This is a genomic window from Streptomyces sp. NPDC014870 (genome assembly GCF_043081505.1).
GTDB lineage: Bacteria > Actinomycetota > Actinomycetes > Streptomycetales > Streptomycetaceae > Streptomyces.
Genome location: NZ_JBIBWQ010000003.1, coordinates 92,373 through 114,320 on the forward strand (window position 1 = coordinate 92,373; position 21,948 = coordinate 114,320).

Here is a 21,948-nt window from a genome sequence, read left to right on the forward strand (position 1 = left end):
GCGTGGACCCCGAAGCGGAAGAGAGCGTCGAGGAGCTGCTGCGCCGGCACGCGCCGCAGGTCCTCGGCGCGCTCGTCCGCCGGTACGGGCACTTCGACGCCGCCGAGGACGCCGTACAAGAAGCCCTGCTGGCCGCCGCCGGGCAGTGGCCCGCGTCCGGTACGCCCGACAACCCGCGCGGCTGGCTCATCCGGGTCGCCTCGCGCCGGCTCACGGACCAGCTGCGCGCGGACGCGGCACGGGCCCGGCGGGAGGAGACCGCCGCGCGCCTGGAACCGCGCGAGACCCGCGCGGCGCCGTCCGACGACGACACCCTGACGCTTCTCTTCCTCTGCTGCGACCCCTCGCTCCCGCCCGCCGGACGGGTCGCGCTGACGCTGCGCGCGGTCGGCGGCCTGACGACGGCGGAGATCGCCCGGGCCCACCTCGTACCGGAGGCGACGATCGCGCAGCGGATCAGCCGGGCGAAGGCGAAGCTGCGGAACCACCATTTCCAGACGCCGGGACCCGACGACCGGGACGCCCGGCTCGCCGCCGTGCTCCAGGTGCTGTACCTGATCTTCAACGAGGGGTACACCGCGACCTCCGGCCCCGCCCTGCTCCGCGCCGACCTGGCCCGCGAGGCCATCCGGCTGACCCGGGCCGTCCGCCGGCTGCTCCCGGAGGAGGTCACGGTGACCGGGCTGCTGGCCCTGATGCTGCTCACGGAGGCCCGCAGCGCCGCCCGCACGGGCCCGCACGGCGAGCTGATCCCGCTCGACGAACAGGACCGGACGCGCTGGGACCGGGCCGCGATCGAGGAGGGCACGGCGCTGGTGGAGGAGGCCCTGACCGCGGGCCCGCCGGGCCCGTACCAGCTGCAGGCGGCGATCGCCGCGCTGCACGACGAGGCCGGCCGGGTCGAGGACACGGACTGGCCGCAGATCCTCGCCCTGTACGACCTCCTGGTCGCCGACTGGCCCCATCCGATGGCCGAGCTGGGGCGCGTGGTCGCCGTCGCGATGGTCCACGGCCCGGAGTCGGGCCTCGCCGAACTCGCTGCCCTGGAACCCCGTCTGAAGGACCACCACCGCCTCTCCGCCGTCCGCGCCCACCTCCTCGAACGCGCCGGCGACCGCGCGGCGGCCCGCGCGGCCTACTCCGAGGCCGCCGCCCTCACCCTCAGCCTCCCCGAACGCCACTACCTCCGGATAAAGGCCGCCCGGCTGGCCGAGTGAGCGTGCCGAGTGAGCGTTCCGTGGTCGCTCAGTGGGCGTGCGGGCCCATCGGCTTGTGCGGCCTGCCCCGGGGGACGGCACGCGCGTGTGGTTCGTTCGGTCAGTCCGTCGCGAGGCCCTTCAGGCGCTTCGCGATGTGGGTGAGGCGGCGGCCCTGGTAGCGGGCGGCTTCGAGGACGTTCTCCTCCGGGGCGCCGTTGCCGCCGGCGTGCGAGGTGCCGTAGGGGTTGCCGCCGGCCGCGTAGACGGCGCCGTCGGTGTAGCCGGGGGAGACGATGACCGAGCCCCAGTGGTGGAAGGTGTTGTAGAGGGCGAGCAGGGTGGACTCGTTGCCACCGTGCACGTTGTGGGCGCTGGTGAAGGCGGTGGCCGGCTTGTCCGCGAACACGCCGCGCTGCCACAGGCCGCCCGTCGTGTCGATGAACTGCTTCAGCTGGGCGGCGATGTTGCCGTACCGGGTCGGCGAGCCGAGCGCGTACGCGTCGGCCCACTCCAGGTCGTCCAGCGTGGCGACCTCGACGCCCGCGGCGGCGTCCACATGGGCGCGCCAGGCGGGGTTGCCGTCGATCGCGGCGTCCGGGGCGAGCTCGGTCACGCGGCGCAGCCGTACCTGCGCACCGGCCTTCTCGGCGCCTTCGGCGACGGCCTGGGCGAGCTGGTGCACGCTCCCGGTCGAGGAGTAGTAGATGACGGCGACGTTCACGGACATGACGAGCTCCCCTTAAGCGGATTCAGTTCCGTTTCAACCTTCCCCGAAGTTAAACGGATACTCATCCACTTTGCAAGGGGAGCCGCCGTCCCCCGTGCGGCGGCTCCCCTTGCACACCCCCTCACCGCAGCGCGAGCGCCGTCTCGGACCCGACGCGGGTCAGCTTCTCCGGGTTGCGGACGTAGTACAGGCCCGTGATCCGGGCGTCCTCCAGCCGGACCGCCATGACGCCGTCCATCTCACCGTCCAGGTACATGACCAGCGCCGGGTTGCCGTTGACCACGGTCAGGCCGGTGGCGACCGCGCCCGGGTGCCTGCCCGCGCCGCCCAGGATGTAACGGGCCACCTTGTCGGAGCCGAGGACCGGCCGGCGCGCCGCCTGCTTGATGCCGCCGCCGTCGCTCAGCAGGACGACCTCCGGGGCGAGGACGTCCAGCAGGCCCTGGATGTCCCCCGTCGCGAGCGCGTGCTGGAAGGACTCCAGGGCCGCCCGGGTCTCGCTCGCGGACACCACCGCGCGCGGACGGCGCGCGTCGACGTGCCGGCGCGCGCGGTGCGCGATCTGGCGCACCGCGGCCGGGGTCTTGTCGACGGCGGCAGCGATCTCGTCGTAGCCGAGGTCGAACACCTCCCGCAGCACGAAGACCGCGCGCTCGGTCGGCGACAGCGTCTCCAGGACGAGCATCAGCGCCATCGACACGCTCTCGGCGAGCTCGGCGTCCTGGGCCACGTCGGGCGCGGTGAGCAGCGGCTCGGGCAGCCAGGGGCCGACGTACGCCTCCTTCCGGCGCGACAGGGTGCGCAGCCGGTTGAGGGCCTGGCGGGTGGTGATCCTGACCAGGTACGCGCGGTGCTCACGCACCTCCGCCAGGTCGACCTGGACCCACCGCATCCAGGTCTCCTGGAGGACGTCCTCCGCGTCGGCCGCGGAGCCGAGCATCTCGTACGCCACGGTGAAGAGCAGGTTGCGATGGGCGACGAAGGTCTCGGTCGCGGGGTCGGTCCCGGGGGCGTCGGCCACAAGACCGCCGCCCGCGGCAGCCCCCGTCGCGGGAGCGTCCAGCCCGGCAGCCCCCGTCGCGGGAGCGTCCAGCCCGGCAGCCCCCTCGGCCACAGGAGCCTTGGTCGCCGCCTCGATCCTCGGGTCCGTCGCCGGATCAGTCACAGCACTGTCCCTTCCCGCACGTGTACCCGCCGACTCGCTCTCCCCCGGCCCACGTCACGCGACCTGTTCGGCGACCGCGGGCGCTTCGGCGCGCCGGGTGTCCGGGCGTCCGCCCATCGCCACCAGCCGCTCGCGCCCTGCGTCCTTGGACCACCACCTGCGCACCCCCGGCTTCCGCGCCTCGTACCGCAGCTGCCACGGAATGCCCCGGCAGATCATCTCCTTGACGAGCGCGCCCGCACGACCGGCCACGTACTGCTTCTTGACCGTGTCGTCCTTCTCGGCGAGCTGAAGGAGCCCCGCGCGCCGGCCTAGGCTCAGGCACTGGGCCGCGAAGCCCACCTCGACCCGCGCAGGCCGCTCGTCCGCGATCCGGCTGAGGACCGTCTCCGCCGCCTGCGGGCCGAGCTGGACCGCCGCCTGGCAGCTCATCCGGTACGGCAGCCCCGACGGCGCCGCCGCGTCGCCCGCCGCCACGACGCGCTCGTCGTCCACGCTGGTGAGGGTCTCGTCCGTGAGCAGCCGGCCCAGGGAGTCGGTGCTCAGACCGCTGCGCACGGCCAGGTCGGGCACGGTGAACCCGGCGGTCCACACGGTCACCGTGCTCGCCAGCTCGCGCCCGTCGGCGAGGCGCACCGCGTCCCGGGTCACCTCGGCCACCTTCGCGCCGGGGCCCTCGACGACCGTCACACCCAGCCCTGCCAGCCGCTTGGCGACGGCGCGCCGCGCGCTCGGGTGCAGGGACGGGGCGAGGAGGGCGCCGCAGACCAGGGTCACCTTCCGGCCGGCCTCCGCGAGTTCGGCGGCCGTCTCCAGGCCGGTCGTCCCGCTGCCCACGACGGTGAGCGGGGCCGAGGCGGGCGCGGCCTCGACCGCGTCCTTCAGGCGTCGGGCCTGCTCCCACCCGCCGAGCGGGTAGGCGAACTCCGCCCCGCCCGGCACCCGCACCTCGGCGCTCATGCTGCCCACCGCGTAGATCAGGTAGTCGTAGGCGAGCGTGTCACCGGAGGCGAGCGCCAGGCTCCGCCCGGGCGCGTCGATCTCCGCGACGGTGTCCACGACCAGCCGGACCCCGGAGGCCAGCAGCCTGCCGTACTCCGTGACACCGTCGTGCGAGCCACCCACGAACTGGTGCAGCCGGATCCGGTCGACGAACGACGGCCTCGGGTTGACCAGCGTGACCTCCACGCCCTCGCGCTTGGTGAGCCGGTTGGCCGCCATGACTCCGGCGTACCCGCCACCGATCACAACCACTGCCGTGTTCCCAGCCATGATGTCTCCCTCGGTGAGCCTCGAAAGCCGCTTCACCCTCTAGACACCGGCGGGTCGGCGAATGTGACATGCGCGGGTGGATGTGAGCCGGATCACGTGACTCCGCGCACCGATCCGGTAACCGGATAGCGCTCCGTTATGCTCGTGAGCGGGGGCGGACCAGGGGGGGTCGTAGCGAATCGCGGCGTGTGGGGGCAGGTCGGAGCGGAAGGGCGGACGGGCATGATGAGCGCGAAGGACTCCAGGGCGGCGGCCGACGTCCCCCTGCTGCCCACCGTCGGCCGGGCCGTGCCCGAGCGCGCCGACGCCGCGCGGAACCGCCGGAAGATCCTGGACGCCGCCGCCCGGATCGTCGCCGAGGTCGGACCCGGCGGGGTCACCATGAACCAGGTCGCCCACGCCAGCGGCATCGGCGTCGGTACCGTCTACCGCCGCTTCGGCGACGTCTCCCAGCTCCTGTGGGCGCTCCTCGACGACCGGGAGGTGCAGTTCCAGGAGGCGTACATGGGCGGCCCGCCACCCCTCGGGCCCGGCGCCCCCGCCGACGAGCGGCTGCGCGCCTTCCTCGACGCGCTCGTCGACCGGGTCATCGAGCAGCGCGAACTCCTGCTCGCCGCGCAGGCCGCCGCCCCCAGCGCGACCTACACCAGCGGCGCGTACCTCGCCATGCACACCCACGTGGCCATGCTGCTCGGCCGGCTCAGGCCCGGGACCGACAGCGCGCTCCTCGCCCACATGCTGCTCGCGCCGTTCACCCCGAGCCTCGTCAACCACCTCACCACCGAGCGGGAGCTGACCGCCGACCAGCTCAAGGCCGGTGTCGACGCCCTCCTCAACCTGGGGAACCCGCAGAACCCGTAGGACCCGTACGGCCCGTAGGACCCGCAGAGCCCGCAGGACCCGGAGAACCCGTACGGCCGGTAGAGCCCGCACGGCCCGCAGAACCCGGAGACCCCGCAGAACCCTCAGACCCCGCAGACCCCGGACCCACCGCAGCGCCCCCCGCAGCCGTCACCAGCGCCGCCACCCCATCCAGTACCCGCGCCAGGCCGAACCCGTATGCGTACTCCGGGTCGTACATGCCCTGGTAGGCCACCGCCGCCGCCTCCCCCACCCGCGACGCCAGCGGGAACCGTTCCGCGTCGAAGACCCGTTCGAGCAGCGGCGCGTGGGCGTCCCACCACTCGTGGTCGGACATCGCGCTCTCCAGGTCCACCGCCCGCGCGTCCAGCTCCGTACGGGCGGCGGACTGGACGAAGCCGAGCAGGTGCGTCAGCGCCGAGTCCATCGCCACGTCGTCGAGCCCGAGGCCCTCGAAAGCGCCCAGCTCGTGCTCGTACTTCGCCATCACCCCCGGCCCGAGCGGCGGCCGGTGGACGCGCAGCTCCGCCAGCCAGGGGTGCCCGAGGTAGAGCGCGCGGTTCGCGTCGGCGACCGCCGTCACCCGCGCCCGCCACGGCACCTCCGGCCGGAAGGGGGCCCGTTCCATCGCCAGGAGGACCTGGTCCAGCATCAGGTCGAGCAGCTCGGCCTTGCCGGGGACGTACGTGTACAGCGTCATCGGCGTCACGCCGAGCCGCTGCGCCACCGCGCGCATCGAGAGCGCGTCGAGGCCGCCCCCGTCGGCGAGGGCCACGGCCGCGTCCACGACGGCGTCGACCGTCAGCCCCTGGCGCGGCCCCCGGCGGCCGCCACCGCCCGCCAGGGCGCTCCCGGCGTCCCGCCACAGCAGTTCGAGCGTGCGCGCGGGATCCCCCGCGCCGCTGCTCCGTTCCTTCGCCATGGCACCCATTCTCGCAGGTCAGACGTTTTTCTCATTACTTTGTACGCTGTATAGAGTAACGTGGTCGGGGTACGTACGGAACACGGGACCACCATCGGAGGGCGCACCCCATGACCACCCCCGCCGCAGCGGACAACCACCACGTCATCCAGGTCCGCGGAGCCCGCGAGAACAACCTGCGGAACGTCGACGTCGACCTCCCCAAGCGCCGCCTCACCGTCTTCACCGGGGTGTCCGGCTCCGGAAAGTCCTCGCTCGTCTTCGGCACCATCGCCGCCGAGTCTCAGCGCCTGATCAACGAGACCTACAGCGCCTTCCTCCAGTCCTTCATGCCGGCCCTCGGCCGCCCCGACGTCGACGGGCTGCACAACCTCAGCGCCGCGATCGTCGTCGACCAGGAGCGGATGGGCGCCAACTCCCGCTCCACGGTGGGCACGGCGACCGACGCGTACACGATGCTCCGCATCGTCTTCAGCCGCCTCGGCACCCCGCACGTCGGCACCTCGGGCGCCTTCAGCTTCAACCTGCCCGAGGGCATGTGCCCGCGCTGCGAGGGCGCCGGCGAGATCTCCGACGTCGACGTGGACGAGCTCGTCGACCGCACCAAGTCCCTCAACGAGGGCGCGATCACCGTCCCGGGCTACGCCGTCGACTCCTGGATGTGGCAGATCATGGCCGGCTCCGGGTTCTACGACCCCGACAAGAAGCTCGCCGACTTCACCGAGCAGGAGTGGGAGGACTTCCTCCACCGGCCCTCCTGCAAGGTGAAGGTCGGCAGCAACAACTTCACCTACGAGGGCCTCGTGGTGAAGCTCCAGCGGACCGTCCTCGTCAAGGACCGCGACGCCATGCAGGCGCACATCCGCGCCTTCGTCGACCGCGCCGTCGTCTTCCGCACCTGCCCCACGTGCGAGGGCACCCGCCTCACCGAGGCCGCGCTGTCCTCCCGTATCGACGGGGTCAACATCGCCGAGTGCTCGGCCATGCAGATCAGCGACCTGGCCGGGTTCGTCCGCCGGATCGAGGACCCCTCCGTCGCCCCGCTCCTCGCCGGCCTGCGCGAACTGCTCGAATCCCTCGTCGAGATCGGCCTCGGCTATCTCAGCCTGGACCGGGCCTCCGGCACGCTCTCCGGCGGCGAGGCACAGCGCGTGAAGATGGTGCGCCACCTCGGCTCCTCCCTCACCGACGTGACGTACGTCTTCGACGAGCCGACCATCGGGCTCCACCCGCACGACATCCGCCGCATGAACGACCTGCTCCTGCGGCTGCGCGACAAGGGCAACACCGTCCTGGTCGTCGAGCACAAGCCGGAGGTCATCGAGATCGCCGACCACGTCGTCGACCTCGGCCCGCGCGCCGGCACGAACGGCGGCGAGATCTGCTACTCCGGTGACGTGCCGGGGCTGCGCGCCTCCGGGACGCTCACCGGCGCCCACCTCTCCCACCGGGCCAAGCTCCGCCCCGAGGTACGCCCGCGGACCGGCGCGCTCTCCATCACGGGCGCGACCCAGCACAACCTCCGGAACGTGAGCGTCGAGATCCCGACCGGTGTCCTGACCGTCGTCACGGGCGTCGCCGGCTCCGGGAAGTCCTCCCTCATCCACGGCAACCTGCCCGGCCGCGAGGGGGTCGTCGTCGCCGACCAGTCCCCGATCCGCGGCTCGCGCCGCTCCAACCCGGCGACGTACACGGGCCTGCTCAACCCGATCCGTACCGCCTTCGCCAAAGCCAACGGCGTCAAGGCGGCGCTCTTCAGCGCCAACTCGGAGGGCGCCTGCCCCAAGTGCAACGGACTCGGCCTCGTCTACACCGACCTGGCGATGATGGCGGGCGTCGCGTCGGTCTGCGAGGAGTGCGAGGGGAAGCGGTTCACCGCCGAGGTGCTCGCCTACACCCTGGACGGCAGGAACATCCACGAGGTCCTGTCGATGTCGATCGAGGAGGCGTACGACTTCTTCACCGCCAAGGGGCAGGCGCGGACGATCCTCGGCCGCCTGAAGGACGTCGGCCTCGGCTACCTCCGCCTCGGCCAGCCCCTCAACACCCTCTCGGGCGGCGAGCGGCAGCGTCTGAAGCTGGCGATCCACATGGCGGAGAAGGCCGCGGTCTACGTCCTCGACGAGCCGACGACCGGCCTCCACCTGGCCGACGTCGACCAGCTCCTCGCCCTCCTCGACCGCCTGGTCGAGGCCGGCAACACGGTCGTCGTCATCGAGCACCACCAGGCGGTCATGGCCCACGCCGACTGGCTGATCGACCTCGGCCCGAGCGCGGGCCACGACGGCGGCCTGATCGTCTTCGAGGGCACGCCGTCCGACCTGGTCGAGAAGGGCGAGACCCTGACAGCCCGCCACCTGCGGGAGTACGTGGGCGGCTGAGCGCCCACGTGAGGGTCCGGTCCCGGCGTCCATTCCCCGGAATCCCCTGGACCGGCCCCGCCCCCACCCCACACCATCGACCCATGGCGACCTTCCTTCTCCTCCACGGCTTCCAGAACCACCGTCCGCCCGGCCACTGGCACCACTGGCTCGCCGGGCGGCTCGCCGAGCGCGGGCACGAGGTCCGCTATCCCCAGCTGCCGGAACCCGACGCTCCGGTCCTGGCGGAGTGGCTGGAGGCCCTACGGGAGAACCTGCGCCGCCCGGCCGACGGCGGCGAGTTCGTCGTCGTCGCCCACAGTCTCTCCGTCGTCCTCTGGCTGCGGGCCGCCGCCCTCGACCCGGAAGGGCTCGACGTCGACCGGGTCCTGCTCGTCGCCCCGCCGTCGCCCGCCGTGACCGCGTCCATCCCGGAGATCGCGGCCTTCGCGGAGGGGCTCGACCTCGGAGCCGTACGGCTCAAGGCACCGGCCCGGCTGGTGTACGCCGCCGGGGACCCGTACTGCCCCGAGGGTGCCGACGTCCCCTACGGCACCCCGCTCGGCCTCGACATGGACGTGATCCCGGGCGGCGCGCACCTGACGCCGGACTCGGGGTACGGGGAGTGGCCCTCGCTCCTCCAGTGGTGCGAGACCCCGACGACGAGGCTCACGCCCCGGTAGGGTCGGCCGGATGTTCCCGGAGACCGAAGCGCACGAAGAGGGCCTGCTCGACGTCGGTGACGGCAACCGCGTCCACTACTCGGTCGCCGGCAACCCGGCCGGGAAGCCCGCCCTGTACGTCCACGGCGGCCCGGGCGCGGGGGCGCGCCCGAGCAACCGCCGGGTCTTCGACCCGGAGAAGTACCGGATCGTCCTCTTCGACCAGCGCGGCTGCGGTCGCTCGCTCCCGCACGCGAGCGACCCGGCCGCCGACATGTCCGTGAACACCACCGCGCACCTCGTCGCGGACATGGAGCGGCTGCGCGAGCACCTCGGGATCGACCGCTGGCTCCTCTACGGGGGTTCCTGGGGTTCCACCCTGATCCTGGCGTACGCCGAGGCCCACCCGGAGCGCGTCTCCGAGATCGTGATCGTCTCCGTCACGACGACCCGCCGCTCGGAGATCGCCTGGCTGTACGAGGGCGCCGGGGCGTTCTTCCCCGAGGCGCACGAACGCTTCCGAGCGGGGGTCGAGGGGGAGGCTGGCGAACCCGCCGCGGCGCCCGGGGCGGCCGAACTCGTCGCCGCGTACGCCCGCCGGATGGAGGACCCCGACCGTTCCGTACGGGAGAAGGCGGCGGCCGACTGGTGCGCCTGGGAGGACGCGGTGCTGTCCATGGAGGGCATGGGCACCCCGTACAGCGACCGCGTCGACGACCCCCGGCTCGCCTTCGTCCGGATCTGCGCCCACTACTTCGCGCACGGGGCCTGGCTGGAGGAGGGCGCCCTGATCCGCGACGCCCACCGGCTCGCCGGCATCCCGGGCGTCCTGATCCACGGCCGCCAGGACATGGGCGGCCCGCTGACCACGGCCTGGGAACTCGCCCGCGCCTGGCCGGACGCGGAACTCCACGTGATCGAAGGCGCCGGCCACCTCGGCGGCGAACAGACCCGCGCCCTCATCCTCTCGGCCCTCGCCCGCTTCGCCGACCGCTGACCGCCGACCGCTGACCGCCGACCCCTGACCGCCGACCGCCGACCGTCACTCTCCCAGAGCGGCAGGCGGGTGAACGGCCGTGCGGTGCCCCGCGCGCGGCGCGATCATCGGGGCATGACCACCGAGATCCACCTCGCCCAGCAGCCGGAGGCCGACGAACTCCTCGGCCGTTCCCCGCTCGCCGCGCTCGTCGGGATGCTGCTCGACCAGCAGGTGCCCATGGAGTGGGCGTTCTCCGGGCCCTACACGATCGCGCAGCGCCTCGGCGCGGAGGATCTCGACGCCGGGCAGATCGCCGCGTACGACCCCGAGGCCTTCGGGGCGCTGCTCTCCGAGAAGCCGGCCGTGCACCGCTACCCGGGGTCGATGGCCAAGCGGATCCAGCAGCTCTGCCAGTTCCTCGTCGACGAGTACGGCGGTGACGCCGAGGCCGTCTGGGCGGACGCGAAGAGCGGCAAGGAGCTGCTCTCCCGGCTGAAGGCACTGCCCGGCTTCGGGGTGCAGAAGGCGCAGATCTTCCTGGCGCTGCTCGGCAAGCAGTACGGCGTACGGCCCGAGGGCTGGCGGGAGGCGGCGGGGGCCTACGGCGACCAGGGCTCCTACCGCTCGGCGGCCGACATCACGGGGCCCGAGTCGCTGGCGAAGGTACGGGCCTTCAAGCAGGAGGCCAAGCGGGCGGCGAAGGAGGCCAAAGCGACGAAGGGCAGCAAATCGTCCGGGAATTGATCGTTCCGGATGTCAATCCTGCTAAATGAGACATGAATTGTGCCGTACCTGTTCACAGAAGCCGCCGGAGATCGCTAACTTCCCTTCAACCTCGTTCGCACCGGGAAGGACCTCTGTGAACGCATCCTCTCGCAGAGCCGCGGCCACCCTGGCCGCAGCCGCACTCGCTACCCCGCTCCTGCTGGCAGCTGCCTCCCCCGCCACCGCCAAGCACGACCCCGCGGCCAAGCCCGCACGGGACGCCGCGCAGCTGGCGAAGAAGCTCGTCCGCGAGACCTCGGCGCAGGGTGCCTACAAGCACCTGCAGAAGTTCCAGGCGATAGCCGACTCGGCCGGCGGTCACCGCGCGGCCGGCTCGCTCGGGCACGACGCCTCCGCGGCGTACGTGTACCAGCAGCTGAAGAAGGCCGGCTACAACGTCTCGTACCAGAAGTTCAGCTTCCTCTACACGCAGACCCTGGCCGAGAAGGCCTCGGTGATCTCCCCGGCCCCGCGTGACGTCACCATCTCCGCGATGACGTACACGAAGTCGACCCCGGTCGGCGGCATCAAGGCCGACCTCGCGGCCGCCCCCGTCGACGCGGACGGCACGAACGGTTGCGAGCCGGGCGACTTCGCGGCCGGCGCCTTCACCGGCAAGATCGCGCTGATCAAGCGCGGTGGCTGCACCTTCGCCGCCAAGCAGGAGAACGCGGCCGCGGCCGGCGCCGCCGGCGCGATCATCTACAACAACACCGACGGCGCGCTCTCCGGCACCCTCGGCGACCCGGCCGCGGGCAAGATCCCGACCGGTGGCGTCACCCAGGCCGAGGGCGAGAAGCTCGCCGCCGACCTGGCCAAGGGCCCGGTGAACCTCTCCTTCGAGATCCGCCAGCTCCAGGAGAACCGCACCACCAACAACGTCATCGCGGAGACCAAGGGCGGCAACGCCGCCAACACCGTGATGCTCGGCGCGCACCTCGACTCGGTGACGGCGGGACCCGGCATCAACGACAACGGCTCCGGCTCCGCCGGCCTCCTCCAGGCCGCCCTCGAGCTCGCCGAGTCGAAGGACAAGGTCCGCAACAAGGTCCGCTTCGCCTGGTGGTCCGCGGAGGAGAACGGGCTGCTCGGCTCGGAGCACTACGTCGCGAACATGAGCGAGCTGGACAAGAAGGAAGTCAAGCTCTACCTCAACTTCGACATGATCGCCTCGCCGAACTACGGCCTGTTCGTCTACGACGGCGACAACTCCGACGGCGTCGGCGCGGGCGCCGGCCCGGAGGGCTCCGCCCAACTGGAGCGGGACATCACCGACTTCATGGACAAGCGCGGCCTCCCGCACGAGGGCACCGACTTCACGGGCCGCTCGGACTACGGCCCGTTCATCGAGATCGGCATCCCCTCCGGCGGCACGTTCACCGGCGCCGAGGGCATCAAGACGGCGGCGCAGGCGGCGAAGTTCGGCGGCACGGCCGGTGTCGCGTACGACGTGAACTACCACGCGGCCGGCGACAACCTGTCGAACATCAACATGAAGGCCTTCGACGCCAACATCGACATCATCGCCAACGCCGTGGGCACCTACGCCCACGACATCAGCTCCCTCAAGCGTCCGGTCACCACCGTCCCCACGGACGGCGACGCGGGCAGCGGCGGCGGCCTGCACGACGGCCACGACCACGAGGTGACGGAGTAACCACTCCGGAGCGACGACTCGCGTGAAGGCCCGCCCCTCCGGGGGCGGGCCTTTCGGCTGCCGCCCTACCGCTTCCGCACTACCGCTTCCGCCCTACCGCCTGCCGCCCTACCGCTTCCGCACTACCGCTTCCGCCGCGCCGTCCCGAAGATCGACCGGCTGATCTCCCGCCCCAGCTGCGTCCCGATCGACCGCGCGAGCGACGTGAAGATCCCGCTGCCCACCACCTGTTCGGCGAGCGACGCGTCCTCCTTCTTCGGGGCGGCCCGGGTCGCCTTCTCCGCCGCCTTCGCCGCCTCGGCCTCCTCGGCGGCCCGGACCGCCGCCGCCTCCGCGGCCTGCTGCTCCGCCGTGAGCTTCTCGTACGCCGACTCCCGGTCCACCGCCTCCGCGTACCGCCCCCACAGCAGCGAGCCCTTCACCGCCGCGTCCAGAGCGGCCGCGTCGATCGGCCCCATCAGCGACTCCGGTGCCCGCAGCCGGGTCGCCGCCACCGGCGTCGGCGCGCCCGTCTCGCTCAGCACGGTGATCACTGCCTCGCCCGTCCCGAGGCCGGTCAGGACCTCCTCCAGGTCGTAGGCGGAGTGGGGGAACGTCCGTACCGTCGCCTTCAGCGCCTTCGCGTCGTCCGGGGTGAACGCCCGCAGCGCGTGCTGCACCCGGTTGCCCAACTGCGCGAGCACGTCCCCCGGCACGTCCTTCGGGGTCTGCGTCACGAAGAAGACCCCGACCCCCTTCGAGCGGATCAGCCGCACGGTCTGCGTGATCGCCTCCAGGAACGCCTTCGAGGCCCCGTTGAACAGCAGATGGGCCTCGTCGAAGAAGAAGACCAGCTTCGGCTTCTCCAGGTCGCCGACCTCCGGCAGGTCCCCGTACAGATCCGCCAGCATCCACATCAGGAACGTCGAGAACAGCTGCGGCTTGTCCTGCACCGCCGGCAGCTCCAGTACGGAGACGACACCGCGCCCGTCCGCCGCCGTGCGGAGGAACTCGCTCGTGTCGAACTCCGGCTCGCCGAAGAACCCACCCGCGCCCGCCTGCTCGAACGCCGTGATGGCCCGCAGGATCACCCCGGCCGTCACCGTCGAGAGCCCGCCGATGCCCTTCAGCTCCGGCTTGCCCACGTCCGAGACGAGGAAGGCCACCACCGCGCGCAGGTCCTTCAGGTCCACCAGCTCCAGACCCTTCTGGTCCGCGTAGTGGAAGATCAGCCCGAGCGACTGCTCCTGCGTCTGGTTGAGCTGGAGCACCTTCGACAGGAGCACGGGACCGAAGCTGGTCACCGTGGCCCGTACGGGAATCCCCGGACCGACCCCGCCGAGCCCGTAGAACTCGCACGGGAACCCGGTCGCCGCCCACTCCTGCCCCACCTGGCCGGCGCGCTCCCGGACCTTCTCGCCCTCAGCGCCCGGTGCCGAGATCCCCGAGACGTCCCCCTTGATGTCCGCGAGGAAGACCGGCACCCCGTTCGCCGACAGCTGCTCGGCGACGAGTTGGAGCGTCTTCGTCTTGCCGGTGCCGGTCGCGCCCGCGACCAGACCGTGCCGGTTGAGCATCGGCAGCGGGATCCTGATACGCGCGTCCGGGTGACATTCGCCGTTCCACAGCAGGGCGCCCAGTTCGAGCGCGGGCCCCGAGAAGGCGTACCCCGCCGCGATCTCGCCGGTCGGAGACTGCTCGCTCACGCTCATGACAGGACCCCTAGTTCCCGAATTACCACGGTTTGCCCCAGCATCCCATCGGCTCCGCGTGGCTGCGCCGGGAGCCGCTCGCCCGGTAGGCTTTCCGTGTGATCTTCAAGCGCATCGGAAACGGCCGGCCGTACCCCGACCACGGCCGGGAAAGCACCCGGCAGTGGGCGGACGTCGCCCCGCGCCCGGTCCGCCTCGATCAGCTGGTCACCACCAAGGGCCAGCTGGACCTGGAGACGCTGCTCGCCGAGGACTCCACCTTCTACGGCGACCTCTTCGCGCACGTCGTGAAGTGGCGGGGCGACCTCTACCTCGAGGACGGGCTGCACCGCGCCGTGCGCGCGGCGCTCCAGCAGCGACAGGTGCTGCACGCCCGCGTCCTGGAGATGGACTGACCCGGACCGACCTCGGTCGTTCCCCCGGGACCGGCCTCGGCCCCTCCCCCCGGGACGGCGCCCGGCTGATCCTTTCGGGGACTCCACGCGCCCATCCGGACGCGATCACATGATCTTCCGGTATCCAACCCTGGGCAGCGGCATTACGCTGCGTCCATGAGCATGCTCACTCCCCCCGGAATGGGCGGAAAGTACCGCATCACGGGCGACAAGTACCCGCGTATGCGCCGCCCCCGCCACCGGCGCAGGATCGTCCTGGCGGCCGGAGCCGCCGTGGTCGTGCTCGGCGCCGCCGGGTGGGGGACGCTGCAGCTCGTCGACGTGTTCTCGGGCGGAAGCACGGACGACACGAAGACCACCGCCGGCCGGGGCGCCGACTGCAAGCCAGTCGTGCCGAAGGCGACGGGCACGCCCGTGGCCGCCCTCCCCAAGCCCTCGCAGATCACCGTGAACGTCTACAACGCGACCCCGCGCAGCGGCCTCGCGAAGTCGACCGCCGACGAGCTGAAGAAGCGCGGCTTCGTCATCGGCAAGGTCGGCAACGCCCCCGCCGCGTACGACAAGAAGGTCCCCGGCGCCGCGGTCCTGCTCGGCGGCCCGACGGCGACGAAGGGCGCGTTCCCCGTCCTCGGCACCCAGCTGAAGGGCGCCACGACGAAGACGGACCCGCGCGCGACGGCGGACGTGGACCTGATCATCGGTACGGCGTTCAAGTCCCTGGACGCCAAGACGACGGCGGACGCGGCCCTGGTCGCTCTGAACAAGCCCAAGCCCGCGCCCGCCGCGAAGTGCTGAGGTACCGCCGCCCGACGATCCGCTAGTCGGCGGTGCCGTACATCCGGTCGCCCGCGTCACCGAGCCCCGGCACGATGTAGCCGTGCTCGTTCAGGCGCTCGTCGACCGAGGCCGTCACGACGGTCACCGGCGTGCCCGCCAGCTCGCGCTCCATGATCTCGACACCCTCCGGGGCGGCGAGCAGCACGACGGCGGTGACATCGTCCGCGCCGCGCTTGATCAGCTCACGGATCGCGGCGACGAGCGTGCCGCCGGTCGCCAGCATCGGGTCGAGGACGTACACCTGGCGGCCCGAGAGGTCCTCCGGCATCCGCGTCGCGTAGGTCGACGCCTCCAGCGTCTCCTCGTTGCGGATCATGCCGAGGAAGCCGACCTCGGCGGTCGGCAGGAGCCGGACCATGCCGTCGAGCATGCCGAGACCGGCGCGCAGGATCGGGACCACCAGCGGCCGCGGGTACGACAGCTTCACACCGGTCGTCGGCGTGACGGGGGTCTCGATGTCGACCTGCTCGGTGCGCACGTCCCTGGTGGCCTCGTAGGCGAGCAGGGTGACCAGCTCGTCGGCGAGCCGGCGGAAGGTCGGGGAGTCGGTGCGCTTGTCGCGCAGCGTGGTGAGCTTGTGGGCGACCAGCGGGTGATCGACGACGTGGAGACGCATGACTCCAACAGTAGCCCGCACTGGCATCAACCCACGCCGGGGAGGGAAGGTGGGGGCAAGGACCGAGTCGTGGGGTGGTGTGGCCCATGCCGAGACCGGAAGACCCGGCGGACGTACGGGGCGGTGAGACGCCGCCCGAGACGGACGCGGAGCGCCGCAGGCGCCGCGCCCAGTTCCTGCGCGAACTGCACGAGGCGAAGGCGCTGCGCGACCGCGTGCAGCCCCGGCGCGCGCGGGCTGCCCGGATGCGCCAGCAGATGCGGATGAGGACCTTCCGCTGGTGACGGCGAGGGCGCCCGGCGCCACGCGCGCGCCGCCCGTGCGCCGGGGCCGTGCGCCGGGAAAGTGCGCCGGGTACGCGCGCCCACCGTCGGCGTGTCGTTCAGACTGATGCACGACGCAAGAGCCGAAGACCTCTCCTGAAGCCGCTGTTTCTGCCACGATGCCGATTGGGCGGGGCACTCAGGAGGGCACCGCCGGATCGAAAATCCTCTGATCAGTGGGAGAGTCACGGTGTACTTCGCCGCACTGCTCGCGCGCACCGAAGACGGGTGGGAAGCGAGCGATACGGAGCTCGACGACGTGGAGACCCTGTCGGATCTGGTCGACCTGGCCCGCGAGGCCTCGGTCGACGACGACACGGTCATCGTCTTCATCGAACAGGAGGACGCCTGGTTCGGCGTGCTCAGGATCGAGGGCGAGGACGACCCTCGTATCTACGTCTCGGACGGGGCGGCCGCCGCCCGCTCCTCGTACGGGGAGATCCTGACCAAGGAGATCCTCGGGGACGACCAGGACGACGCCGACACCCTGGACGACCTGAACCTCGACGGCACCGAGGACGGCGAGCCGCTCGACCGGGACGACGAGGACGACGAGGCCACCGCCTCCGCCGACGGCGTGCCCGCCGAACCGGTGGGCGACCGGCTGCTCCTCGCGGACCTCGGCATGTCCGAGAGCCAGCTGCAGGAGCTCGACAGCGACGCGCTCGGCGAGATCGCGGACGCGCTGGGCGCCTCGGACGTGCTGGAGACCGTCCGCTAGTGACCGAAGCAGTACCCGACCCGGTACCCGTCCCCGACCCCGTACCCACTCCGACCCCCGCCGCCGATCCGGTGCGGGATCCCTGGCGGGAGCCCATGCGGCGCGCGCTCGCCGAGGCCGACCGCGCCGCGCTGGCCGGTGACGTACCGGTGGGCGCGGTCGTGCTGTCCCCGGACGGCACGGTCCTCGCCGTCGGCCACAACGAGCGCGAGGCGACCGGTGACCCGACCGCCCACGCCGAGGTCCTGGCCCTGCGCCGGGCCGCGGCGGCTGTCGGCGAGTGGCGGCTGACCGGCTGCACGCTCGTCGTGACCCTGGAGCCCTGCGTGATGTGCGCCGGCGCGCTCGTGCAGTCCAGGGTCGACCGGCTGGTGTTCGGCGCGCTCGACGAGAAGGCGGGCGCGACCGGCTCCCTCTGGGACCTCGTCCGCGACCGACGCCTCAACCACCGCCCCGAGGTGATCCAGGGCGTCCTCGGCGAGGAGTGCTCGGCACAGCTGACAGCCTTCTTCCGGGCCCGCTGACCCCCGCTCCGACCTGCGGATCGATACGGATTTCATCGCAGGGCATGTTTGGGCTAAGCTCTCTCTCGGTAGCGTGTCCGAGCGGCCGAAGGAGCTCGCCTCGAAAGCGAGTGTGGCGCAAGTCACCGAGGGTTCAAATCCCTCCGCTACCGCTTCGATCGAAGGGCCCGGTGCATCGCACCGGGCCCTTCGGCGTGTCCGGCGACGATGTGTGGGCGGACGGCAGAAGGCCCCGGCCCGCGCTTCGCCGCGCGGCCGGGGCCTTCTTCGTCGGACGGGGGGAGCGGCATCGGGGGGACAAGCCGCTCCCCCCGATGAGAACCGGTCCTGCAAGTCCGTACCGCAGTCAGGGGGGAAGCTCGCGGCGCGGACCCCGCAGTGAGGGCCGGTTCCTCGGCCCTTCGGATTCCTGCCAGATCCGCCGGGCTCGACATCCATACTGCTCTGCCGTCACCCTTCCGGGGGGCGGCAAAAGGCCCCGATCCCCGGGCCCTTGGTCCATAAAGGTCCGGTGAAGTGGCTGAAGTGGCTCCGTTAGACTCACGCGTCCACACAGGGGTCGCAGACAGGGGAGGGCGCGGCAGATGGCGCAAGCAAAGAAGGTCGCGCTGTACGCGCTGGTGGTCTTCGTGCTGTACACGATCATCAATTCCCCGGACAGGGCCGCCGATCTCGTCCAGGTAGGGTTCGAGGGCATATCGTCCGCCGCACAGGGCGTCGGCGAGTTCATGACCGAACTCGTCAACTAGAACCACCGACGAGGAGTCCTGCTGTGATCCGCCATCTGGTCCTGTTCAAGCTCAACGAGGGCATCGCGAAGGACGACCCGCGCGCGCTGGCCGCCGCCCAGGCGTTCGACGGGCTGGAGAAGGAGATCCCGGAGCTCGCGTTCTGGGAGTGCGGCTGGAACATCAGCAACCGCCCGATCGCGTACGACTTCGCCATCAACTCGGCGGTCGAGGACCCCGATGCGCTCCAGCGCTATCTGGAGCACCCCGCCCACCAGGCGGGTGTCGCCCTGTGGCGTGAGATCGCCACGTGGGTGGTCGCGGACTACACGTACTAGAGCGCCGGCCCCGGCGGCCCCACGGGTCCGCCTGCGGTCCGCCTCCGGCCCCGATTTCCGAAGGCCCCTCGCCGTCACGGCGGGGGGCCTTCCGGGTGTTGCCGTCCGCCGCGACGCCCCCAACACGTCGCTATGCGGTGCTTGCACACAGTGGACATGTCTTGTGATGCTATGACCGCTTTTGACGGATGAGTTGACCGTAGTTGACCAGCAAAAGGGGTGGCGTGAACGTGCCGGCCAGTACAGCGCCTCAGGTCCCGCCCCAGAACGAGGCCGGCGGGCCGGAGACCTCACACCCCCGGCCACAGCCCGACCGGCCGACGAGCACCCAGCCCCACCGACCCCAGAGCACCCGCGCCCCGAGCAGCCGCGGCGCCGACACCCGGGCCCTGACCCAGGTGCTCTTCGGACAGCTCAAGGACCTTGAGCCGGGCACCCCCGAACACGACCGCGTACGCGGGGCGCTGATCGAGGCCAACCTCCCGCTCGTCCGGTACGCGGCGGCCCGCTTCCGCTCCCGCAACGAGCCGATGGAGGACGTCGTCCAGGTCGGCACCATCGGGCTCATCAACGCCATCGACCGCTTCGACCCGGACCGGGGCGTGCAGTTCCCGACCTTCGCGATGCCCACGGTCGTCGGCGAGATCAAGCGGTACTTCCGCGACAACGTCCGCACCGTGCACGTACCGCGCCGGCTCCACGAACTCTGGGTCCAGGTCAACGGCGCCACCGAGGACCTCACCACCGCCCACGGCCGCTCCCCCACCACCGCCGAGATCGCGGAGCGCCTGAAGATCGGCGAGGACGAGGTGCTGGCCTGCATCGAGGCGGGCCGCTCGTACCACGCCACCTCCCTGGAGGCCGCCCAGGAGGGCGACGGGCTGCCCGGCCTCCTCGACCGGCTCGGCTACGAGGACCCGGCCCTCGCCGGCGTCGAACACCGCGACCTCGTACGGCATCTGCTCGTGCAGCTGCCCGAGCGCGAGCAGCGCATCCTGATGCTGCGCTACTACAGCAACTTGACCCAGTCTCAGATCAGCCAGGAACTCGGCGTCTCGCAGATGCATGTGTCAAGGCTCCTCGCCCGGAGCTTCGCCCGATTGAGATCCGCAAACAGGATCGAGGCGTAACCGGAACGGGTAGACCGGTTCGGAGCAGTTCTACGGCGCCCCAAATGCCGTACACCCCTTGTTTCCTGCGGATATTCACCCACACCATGTCGACAAGTCACTACAGCGTGTTGCCGACATGTGACATTCTGCTGGAACCGCGTTTGCCGCAGCCCCGCCTCCGGTATTCAGGTGGAGGCTGCGTTCCTCCGATGGTCGTGGCCGCCGCGACCGTCCGCGACCTCAAGGGGGTGGCATGTCCGCAGAACAGGGCAGCTCGAAGGTGCTCACGCTCACGCCCGAGGCGACGCCGGAGACGGCATCGGAGCTGGCATCGGTGACGATGCCGGTCCAGCCGTCGGCGGAGACCGTGGAAGCCCCCGCGCCGCTTGTTGTCACGCCGGAAGCCATCGACACCCGCACGCTCTCCCGCTCCCTCTTCCTCCGCCTGCGCGCCCTGGACGACGAAGGCGCCGCCGCGGACAGCCCCGAGCGGACGTACGTCCGCGACACCCTGATCGAGCTCAACCTCCCCCTCGTCCGGTACGCGGCGGCCCGCTTCCGCTCCCGCAACGAGCCGATGGAGGACATCGTCCAGGTCGGCACCATCGGTCTGATCAAGGCGATCGACCGCTTCGACTGCGAACGCGGCGTGGAGTTCCCGACGTTCGCGATGCCGACCGTCGTCGGCGAGATCAAGCGCTTCTTCCGCGACACCTCCTGGTCGGTCCGCGTCCCGCGCCGGCTCCAGGAGCTGCGCCTCGCCCTCACCAAGGCCAGCGACGAACTCGCCCAGAAGCTCGACCGCTCGCCGACCGTCCCCGAACTCGCCGCCGTGCTCGGCGTGTCCGAGGAGGACGTCGTCGACGGCCTCGCCGTCGGCAACGCGTACACCGCCTCCTCGCTCGACTCCCCCTCCCCGGAGGACGACGGCGGCGAGGGCTCCCTCGCGGACCGCCTCGGCTACGAGGACACGGCCCTGGAGGGCGTCGAGTACCGCGAGTCCCTGAAGCCCCTCCTCGCCAAACTCCCGCCCCGCGAGCGGCAGATCATCATGCTGCGCTTCTTCGCCAACATGACCCAGTCGCAGATCGGCGAGGAGGTCGGCATCTCCCAGATGCACGTCTCGCGCCTCCTCACCCGGACCCTCGCCCAGCTCCGCCAGGGCCTGATCGCCGACTGACCCTCGCCCGGAGCAAATTCGGCAATCGCATTCCCAACTGACACTCCGTCAGCAAGACTGCCGCCATGCGGCGACAGAGGTCACTCCTGACAGTGGTCGCGCTCTGCCTGGGCGGAGCGCTGACCGCGTGCGGCAGCGGCAGCGACGACGAGGGCTACGCGGCCGTCGGCGCGGGCTCCTCACCCAAGGGCCCGATCGCCCCCTCGGGATCGGTCACCCTGATCCCCCTCGACGGCTCCCCGTCCCCCTCCACGAGCGGGACGACATCGAGTACGACGTCCCCGTCACCCCAGACCCCGGGCACGACTCCGGCACCTGGCGGCACGGCTCGGGGAAGCGCGGCCACAGGCTCGGACACGGGTACGGGTACGGGTACCGGTACGGGTGGGACGACGAGCGCGCCCCCCGGGACGACCTCGCCCCCCGCCCGCCCCACGCGCCCGCCGAACACCGCGACCGCCCCACCCCCGGGCACGACCACCCCACCCCCACCGACGACCCCGGCCCCACCGGCGACACCCGCCACCCTGACGCTCTCGGCCCCGCTGCTCGCGGACGCCGACAAGCGCTGGTGCGAGAAGGTCACGATGACCTTCCGCAACACCGGTGGTACCGCGGCCACTTCGGGAACGGTCACCTTCGCGACGCACATCATCGGCGCGCTTGGCGTCGACTGGGCGACCATCGACTCCGCCCAGCCCCTGCCGGCCCCGATCGCCCCGGGAGCGGCGCGGACCCACACGTACACGGTCTGCGTGGACTCCTGGCGCGTCCCGCTCGGCATGCGCGTCGACACCCAGAAGGTCACGGCGACGTGGAAGTGACCGGCGGGTGACACTCGCTCGGGGCCGCCGGAGCAACACGTCGGCGGCCACACCCAGACCTATGATGGCCGAGGGCGTATGCACTGCCGG

The 21,948-nt window shown here is 71.7% G+C and carries 23 protein-coding genes and 1 tRNA gene; 18 read left to right on the forward strand and 6 right to left on the reverse strand.

Translation table 11 applies throughout. The features are described 5' to 3' along the window. The first annotated feature begins 2 nt into the window (after window positions 1–2). The gene (locus ACF09C_RS08925; RefSeq protein ID WP_392090462.1) at window positions 3–1,217 is read left to right on the forward strand and encodes an RNA polymerase sigma factor; all 1,215 of its coding nucleotides are present in this window, start codon (window positions 3–5) and stop codon (window positions 1,215–1,217) included. A 100-nt stretch (window positions 1,218–1,317) separates the two neighbouring features. Here ACF09C_RS08925 and wrbA read toward each other — a convergent pair whose 3' ends face one another. From wrbA to ACF09C_RS08940, 3 genes are all read right to left on the reverse strand, one after another. After that, on the reverse strand, window positions 1,318–1,926 hold the full coding sequence (gene wrbA, locus ACF09C_RS08930) for an NAD(P)H:quinone oxidoreductase (RefSeq protein ID WP_392090465.1): 609 nt from the start codon (window positions 1,924–1,926) through the stop codon (window positions 1,318–1,320). A 121-nt stretch (window positions 1,927–2,047) separates the two neighbouring features. Then, on the reverse strand, window positions 2,048–2,947 hold the full coding sequence (locus tag ACF09C_RS08935; RefSeq protein ID WP_392091362.1) for an RNA polymerase sigma-70 factor: 900 nt from the start codon (window positions 2,945–2,947) through the stop codon (window positions 2,048–2,050). Between the two features lie 198 nt (window positions 2,948–3,145). After that, window positions 3,146–4,363, reverse strand: a complete 1,218-nt coding sequence (locus tag ACF09C_RS08940; protein WP_392090468.1) for an NAD(P)/FAD-dependent oxidoreductase — start codon at window positions 4,361–4,363, stop codon at window positions 3,146–3,148. A 225-nt stretch (window positions 4,364–4,588) separates the two neighbouring features. On the opposite strand from ACF09C_RS08940, the gene ACF09C_RS08945 reads away from it, so the two are divergent. After that, a complete protein-coding gene (locus ACF09C_RS08945; RefSeq protein ID WP_392091363.1) occupies window positions 4,589–5,224 on the forward strand; it encodes a TetR/AcrR family transcriptional regulator in 636 nt (211 codons plus the stop codon). On the opposite strand, the gene ACF09C_RS08950 is transcribed toward ACF09C_RS08945, so the two are convergent. Next, window positions 5,196–6,146: a TetR/AcrR family transcriptional regulator C-terminal domain-containing protein gene (locus tag ACF09C_RS08950; RefSeq protein ID WP_392090471.1), complete on the reverse strand. Its 951-nt coding sequence runs from the start codon at window positions 6,144–6,146 to the stop codon at window positions 5,196–5,198. The genes ACF09C_RS08945 and ACF09C_RS08950 overlap by 29 nt on opposite strands. 110 nt (window positions 6,147–6,256) lie before the next feature. Between ACF09C_RS08950 and ACF09C_RS08955 the strand changes: the two genes are divergently transcribed. The 5 genes from ACF09C_RS08955 (at window position 6,257) to ACF09C_RS08975 (ending at window position 12,569) form a co-directional block, all read left to right on the forward strand. Beyond that, window positions 6,257–8,527, forward strand: coding sequence for an ATP-binding cassette domain-containing protein (locus ACF09C_RS08955; RefSeq protein ID WP_392090473.1), 2,271 nt, complete (start codon window positions 6,257–6,259; stop codon window positions 8,525–8,527). A gap of 83 nt (window positions 8,528–8,610) precedes the next feature. Then, window positions 8,611–9,189, forward strand: a complete 579-nt coding sequence (locus ACF09C_RS08960; protein WP_392090476.1) for an RBBP9/YdeN family alpha/beta hydrolase — start codon at window positions 8,611–8,613, stop codon at window positions 9,187–9,189. Between the two features lie 10 nt (window positions 9,190–9,199). After that, complete coding sequence (gene pip / locus ACF09C_RS08965) at window positions 9,200–10,165, forward strand: prolyl aminopeptidase (protein ID WP_392090479.1); 966 nt, start codon at window positions 9,200–9,202, stop codon at window positions 10,163–10,165. Between the two features lie 114 nt (window positions 10,166–10,279). Continuing rightward, a complete protein-coding gene (locus ACF09C_RS08970; protein WP_392090481.1) occupies window positions 10,280–10,891 on the forward strand; it encodes an HhH-GPD-type base excision DNA repair protein in 612 nt (203 codons plus the stop codon). Between the two features lie 115 nt (window positions 10,892–11,006). After that, window positions 11,007–12,569: a M28 family metallopeptidase gene (locus ACF09C_RS08975; protein WP_392090484.1), complete on the forward strand. Its 1,563-nt coding sequence runs from the start codon at window positions 11,007–11,009 to the stop codon at window positions 12,567–12,569. A gap of 122 nt (window positions 12,570–12,691) precedes the next feature. Here ACF09C_RS08975 and ACF09C_RS08980 read toward each other — a convergent pair whose 3' ends face one another. Beyond that, window positions 12,692–14,260 (reverse strand): helicase HerA-like domain-containing protein, encoded by a 1,569-nt coding sequence (locus ACF09C_RS08980; RefSeq protein ID WP_392090487.1) that lies wholly within the window; start codon window positions 14,258–14,260, stop codon window positions 12,692–12,694. A 98-nt stretch (window positions 14,261–14,358) separates the two neighbouring features. Between ACF09C_RS08980 and ACF09C_RS08985 the strand changes: the two genes are divergently transcribed. Together ACF09C_RS08985 and ACF09C_RS08990 are read left to right on the forward strand one after the other, a co-directional pair. Beyond that, window positions 14,359–14,655 (forward strand): type II toxin-antitoxin system VapB family antitoxin, encoded by a 297-nt coding sequence (locus ACF09C_RS08985; protein WP_009067182.1) that lies wholly within the window; start codon window positions 14,359–14,361, stop codon window positions 14,653–14,655. Between the two features lie 156 nt (window positions 14,656–14,811). Beyond that, window positions 14,812–15,450, forward strand: coding sequence for a LytR C-terminal domain-containing protein (locus tag ACF09C_RS08990; RefSeq protein WP_392090490.1), 639 nt, complete (start codon window positions 14,812–14,814; stop codon window positions 15,448–15,450). 22 nt (window positions 15,451–15,472) lie between these two features. On the opposite strand, the gene upp is transcribed toward ACF09C_RS08990, so the two are convergent. Beyond that, window positions 15,473–16,108, reverse strand: a complete 636-nt coding sequence (gene upp / locus ACF09C_RS08995) for a uracil phosphoribosyltransferase (protein ID WP_361435637.1) — start codon at window positions 16,106–16,108, stop codon at window positions 15,473–15,475. Between the two features lie 86 nt (window positions 16,109–16,194). Between upp and ACF09C_RS09000 the strand changes: the two genes are divergently transcribed. From ACF09C_RS09000 to ACF09C_RS09040, 9 genes are all read left to right on the forward strand, one after another. Beyond that, window positions 16,195–16,392, forward strand: coding sequence for a hypothetical protein (locus ACF09C_RS09000; RefSeq protein WP_392090493.1), 198 nt, complete (start codon window positions 16,195–16,197; stop codon window positions 16,390–16,392). A 229-nt stretch (window positions 16,393–16,621) separates the two neighbouring features. Next, window positions 16,622–17,152 carry a hypothetical protein gene (locus ACF09C_RS09005; RefSeq protein WP_392090495.1) on the forward strand — a complete coding sequence of 177 codons (531 nt, stop codon included), beginning with the start codon at window positions 16,622–16,624 and terminating at the stop codon, window positions 17,150–17,152. Between the two features lie 95 nt (window positions 17,153–17,247). Next, entirely contained in the window at window positions 17,248–17,676 is a 429-nt protein-coding gene (gene tadA, locus ACF09C_RS09010) for a tRNA adenosine(34) deaminase TadA (protein ID WP_392091365.1), read from the forward strand. A 67-nt stretch (window positions 17,677–17,743) separates the two neighbouring features. Continuing rightward, window positions 17,744–17,828 (forward strand) — tRNA-Ser (locus ACF09C_RS09015). Between the two features lie 432 nt (window positions 17,829–18,260). Beyond that, window positions 18,261–18,425, forward strand: a complete 165-nt coding sequence (locus tag ACF09C_RS09020) for a hypothetical protein (RefSeq protein WP_175439350.1) — start codon at window positions 18,261–18,263, stop codon at window positions 18,423–18,425. Between the two features lie 23 nt (window positions 18,426–18,448). After that, a complete protein-coding gene (locus ACF09C_RS09025) occupies window positions 18,449–18,742 on the forward strand; it encodes a Dabb family protein (protein WP_392090498.1) in 294 nt (97 codons plus the stop codon). 224 nt (window positions 18,743–18,966) lie between these two features. Further along, window positions 18,967–19,872, forward strand: coding sequence for an RNA polymerase sigma factor SigF (locus ACF09C_RS09030; RefSeq protein ID WP_392090501.1), 906 nt, complete (start codon window positions 18,967–18,969; stop codon window positions 19,870–19,872). Between the two features lie 235 nt (window positions 19,873–20,107). Continuing rightward, window positions 20,108–21,034: an RNA polymerase sigma factor SigF gene (locus ACF09C_RS09035; RefSeq protein WP_392090504.1), complete on the forward strand. Its 927-nt coding sequence runs from the start codon at window positions 20,108–20,110 to the stop codon at window positions 21,032–21,034. Between the two features lie 65 nt (window positions 21,035–21,099). Next, window positions 21,100–21,858, forward strand: coding sequence for a hypothetical protein (locus tag ACF09C_RS09040; RefSeq protein ID WP_392090507.1), 759 nt, complete (start codon window positions 21,100–21,102; stop codon window positions 21,856–21,858). The last annotated feature ends 90 nt before the right edge of the window (window positions 21,859–21,948 follow it).

Coding starts and splice junctions, on each gene's coding strand:
- tadA (WP_392091365.1), top strand. CDS start 17,248: ATGCGGCGCGCGCTCGCCGAGGCCGACCGCGCCGCGCTGGCCGGTGAC.
- ACF09C_RS09035 (WP_392090504.1), top strand. CDS start 20,108: ATGTCCGCAGAACAGGGCAGCTCGAAGGTGCTCACGCTCACGCCCGAG.
- pip (WP_392090479.1), top strand. CDS start 9,200: ATGTTCCCGGAGACCGAAGCGCACGAAGAGGGCCTGCTCGACGTCGGT.
- upp (WP_361435637.1), bottom strand. CDS start 16,108: ATGCGTCTCCACGTCGTCGATCACCCGCTGGTCGCCCACAAGCTCACC.
- ACF09C_RS09020 (WP_175439350.1), top strand. CDS start 18,261: ATGGCGCAAGCAAAGAAGGTCGCGCTGTACGCGCTGGTGGTCTTCGTG.
- ACF09C_RS08945 (WP_392091363.1), top strand. CDS start 4,589: ATGAGCGCGAAGGACTCCAGGGCGGCGGCCGACGTCCCCCTGCTGCCC.
- ACF09C_RS08980 (WP_392090487.1), bottom strand. CDS start 14,260: ATGAGCGTGAGCGAGCAGTCTCCGACCGGCGAGATCGCGGCGGGGTAC.
- ACF09C_RS08970 (WP_392090481.1), top strand. CDS start 10,280: ATGACCACCGAGATCCACCTCGCCCAGCAGCCGGAGGCCGACGAACTC.
- ACF09C_RS08940 (WP_392090468.1), bottom strand. CDS start 4,363: ATGGCTGGGAACACGGCAGTGGTTGTGATCGGTGGCGGGTACGCCGGA.
- ACF09C_RS08960 (WP_392090476.1), top strand. CDS start 8,611: ATGGCGACCTTCCTTCTCCTCCACGGCTTCCAGAACCACCGTCCGCCC.
- ACF09C_RS08990 (WP_392090490.1), top strand. CDS start 14,812: ATGAGCATGCTCACTCCCCCCGGAATGGGCGGAAAGTACCGCATCACG.
- ACF09C_RS09040 (WP_392090507.1), top strand. CDS start 21,100: ATGCGGCGACAGAGGTCACTCCTGACAGTGGTCGCGCTCTGCCTGGGC.
- ACF09C_RS08950 (WP_392090471.1), bottom strand. CDS start 6,146: ATGGCGAAGGAACGGAGCAGCGGCGCGGGGGATCCCGCGCGCACGCTC.
- ACF09C_RS09000 (WP_392090493.1), top strand. CDS start 16,195: ATGCCGAGACCGGAAGACCCGGCGGACGTACGGGGCGGTGAGACGCCG.
- wrbA (WP_392090465.1), bottom strand. CDS start 1,926: ATGTCCGTGAACGTCGCCGTCATCTACTACTCCTCGACCGGGAGCGTG.
- ACF09C_RS08955 (WP_392090473.1), top strand. CDS start 6,257: ATGACCACCCCCGCCGCAGCGGACAACCACCACGTCATCCAGGTCCGC.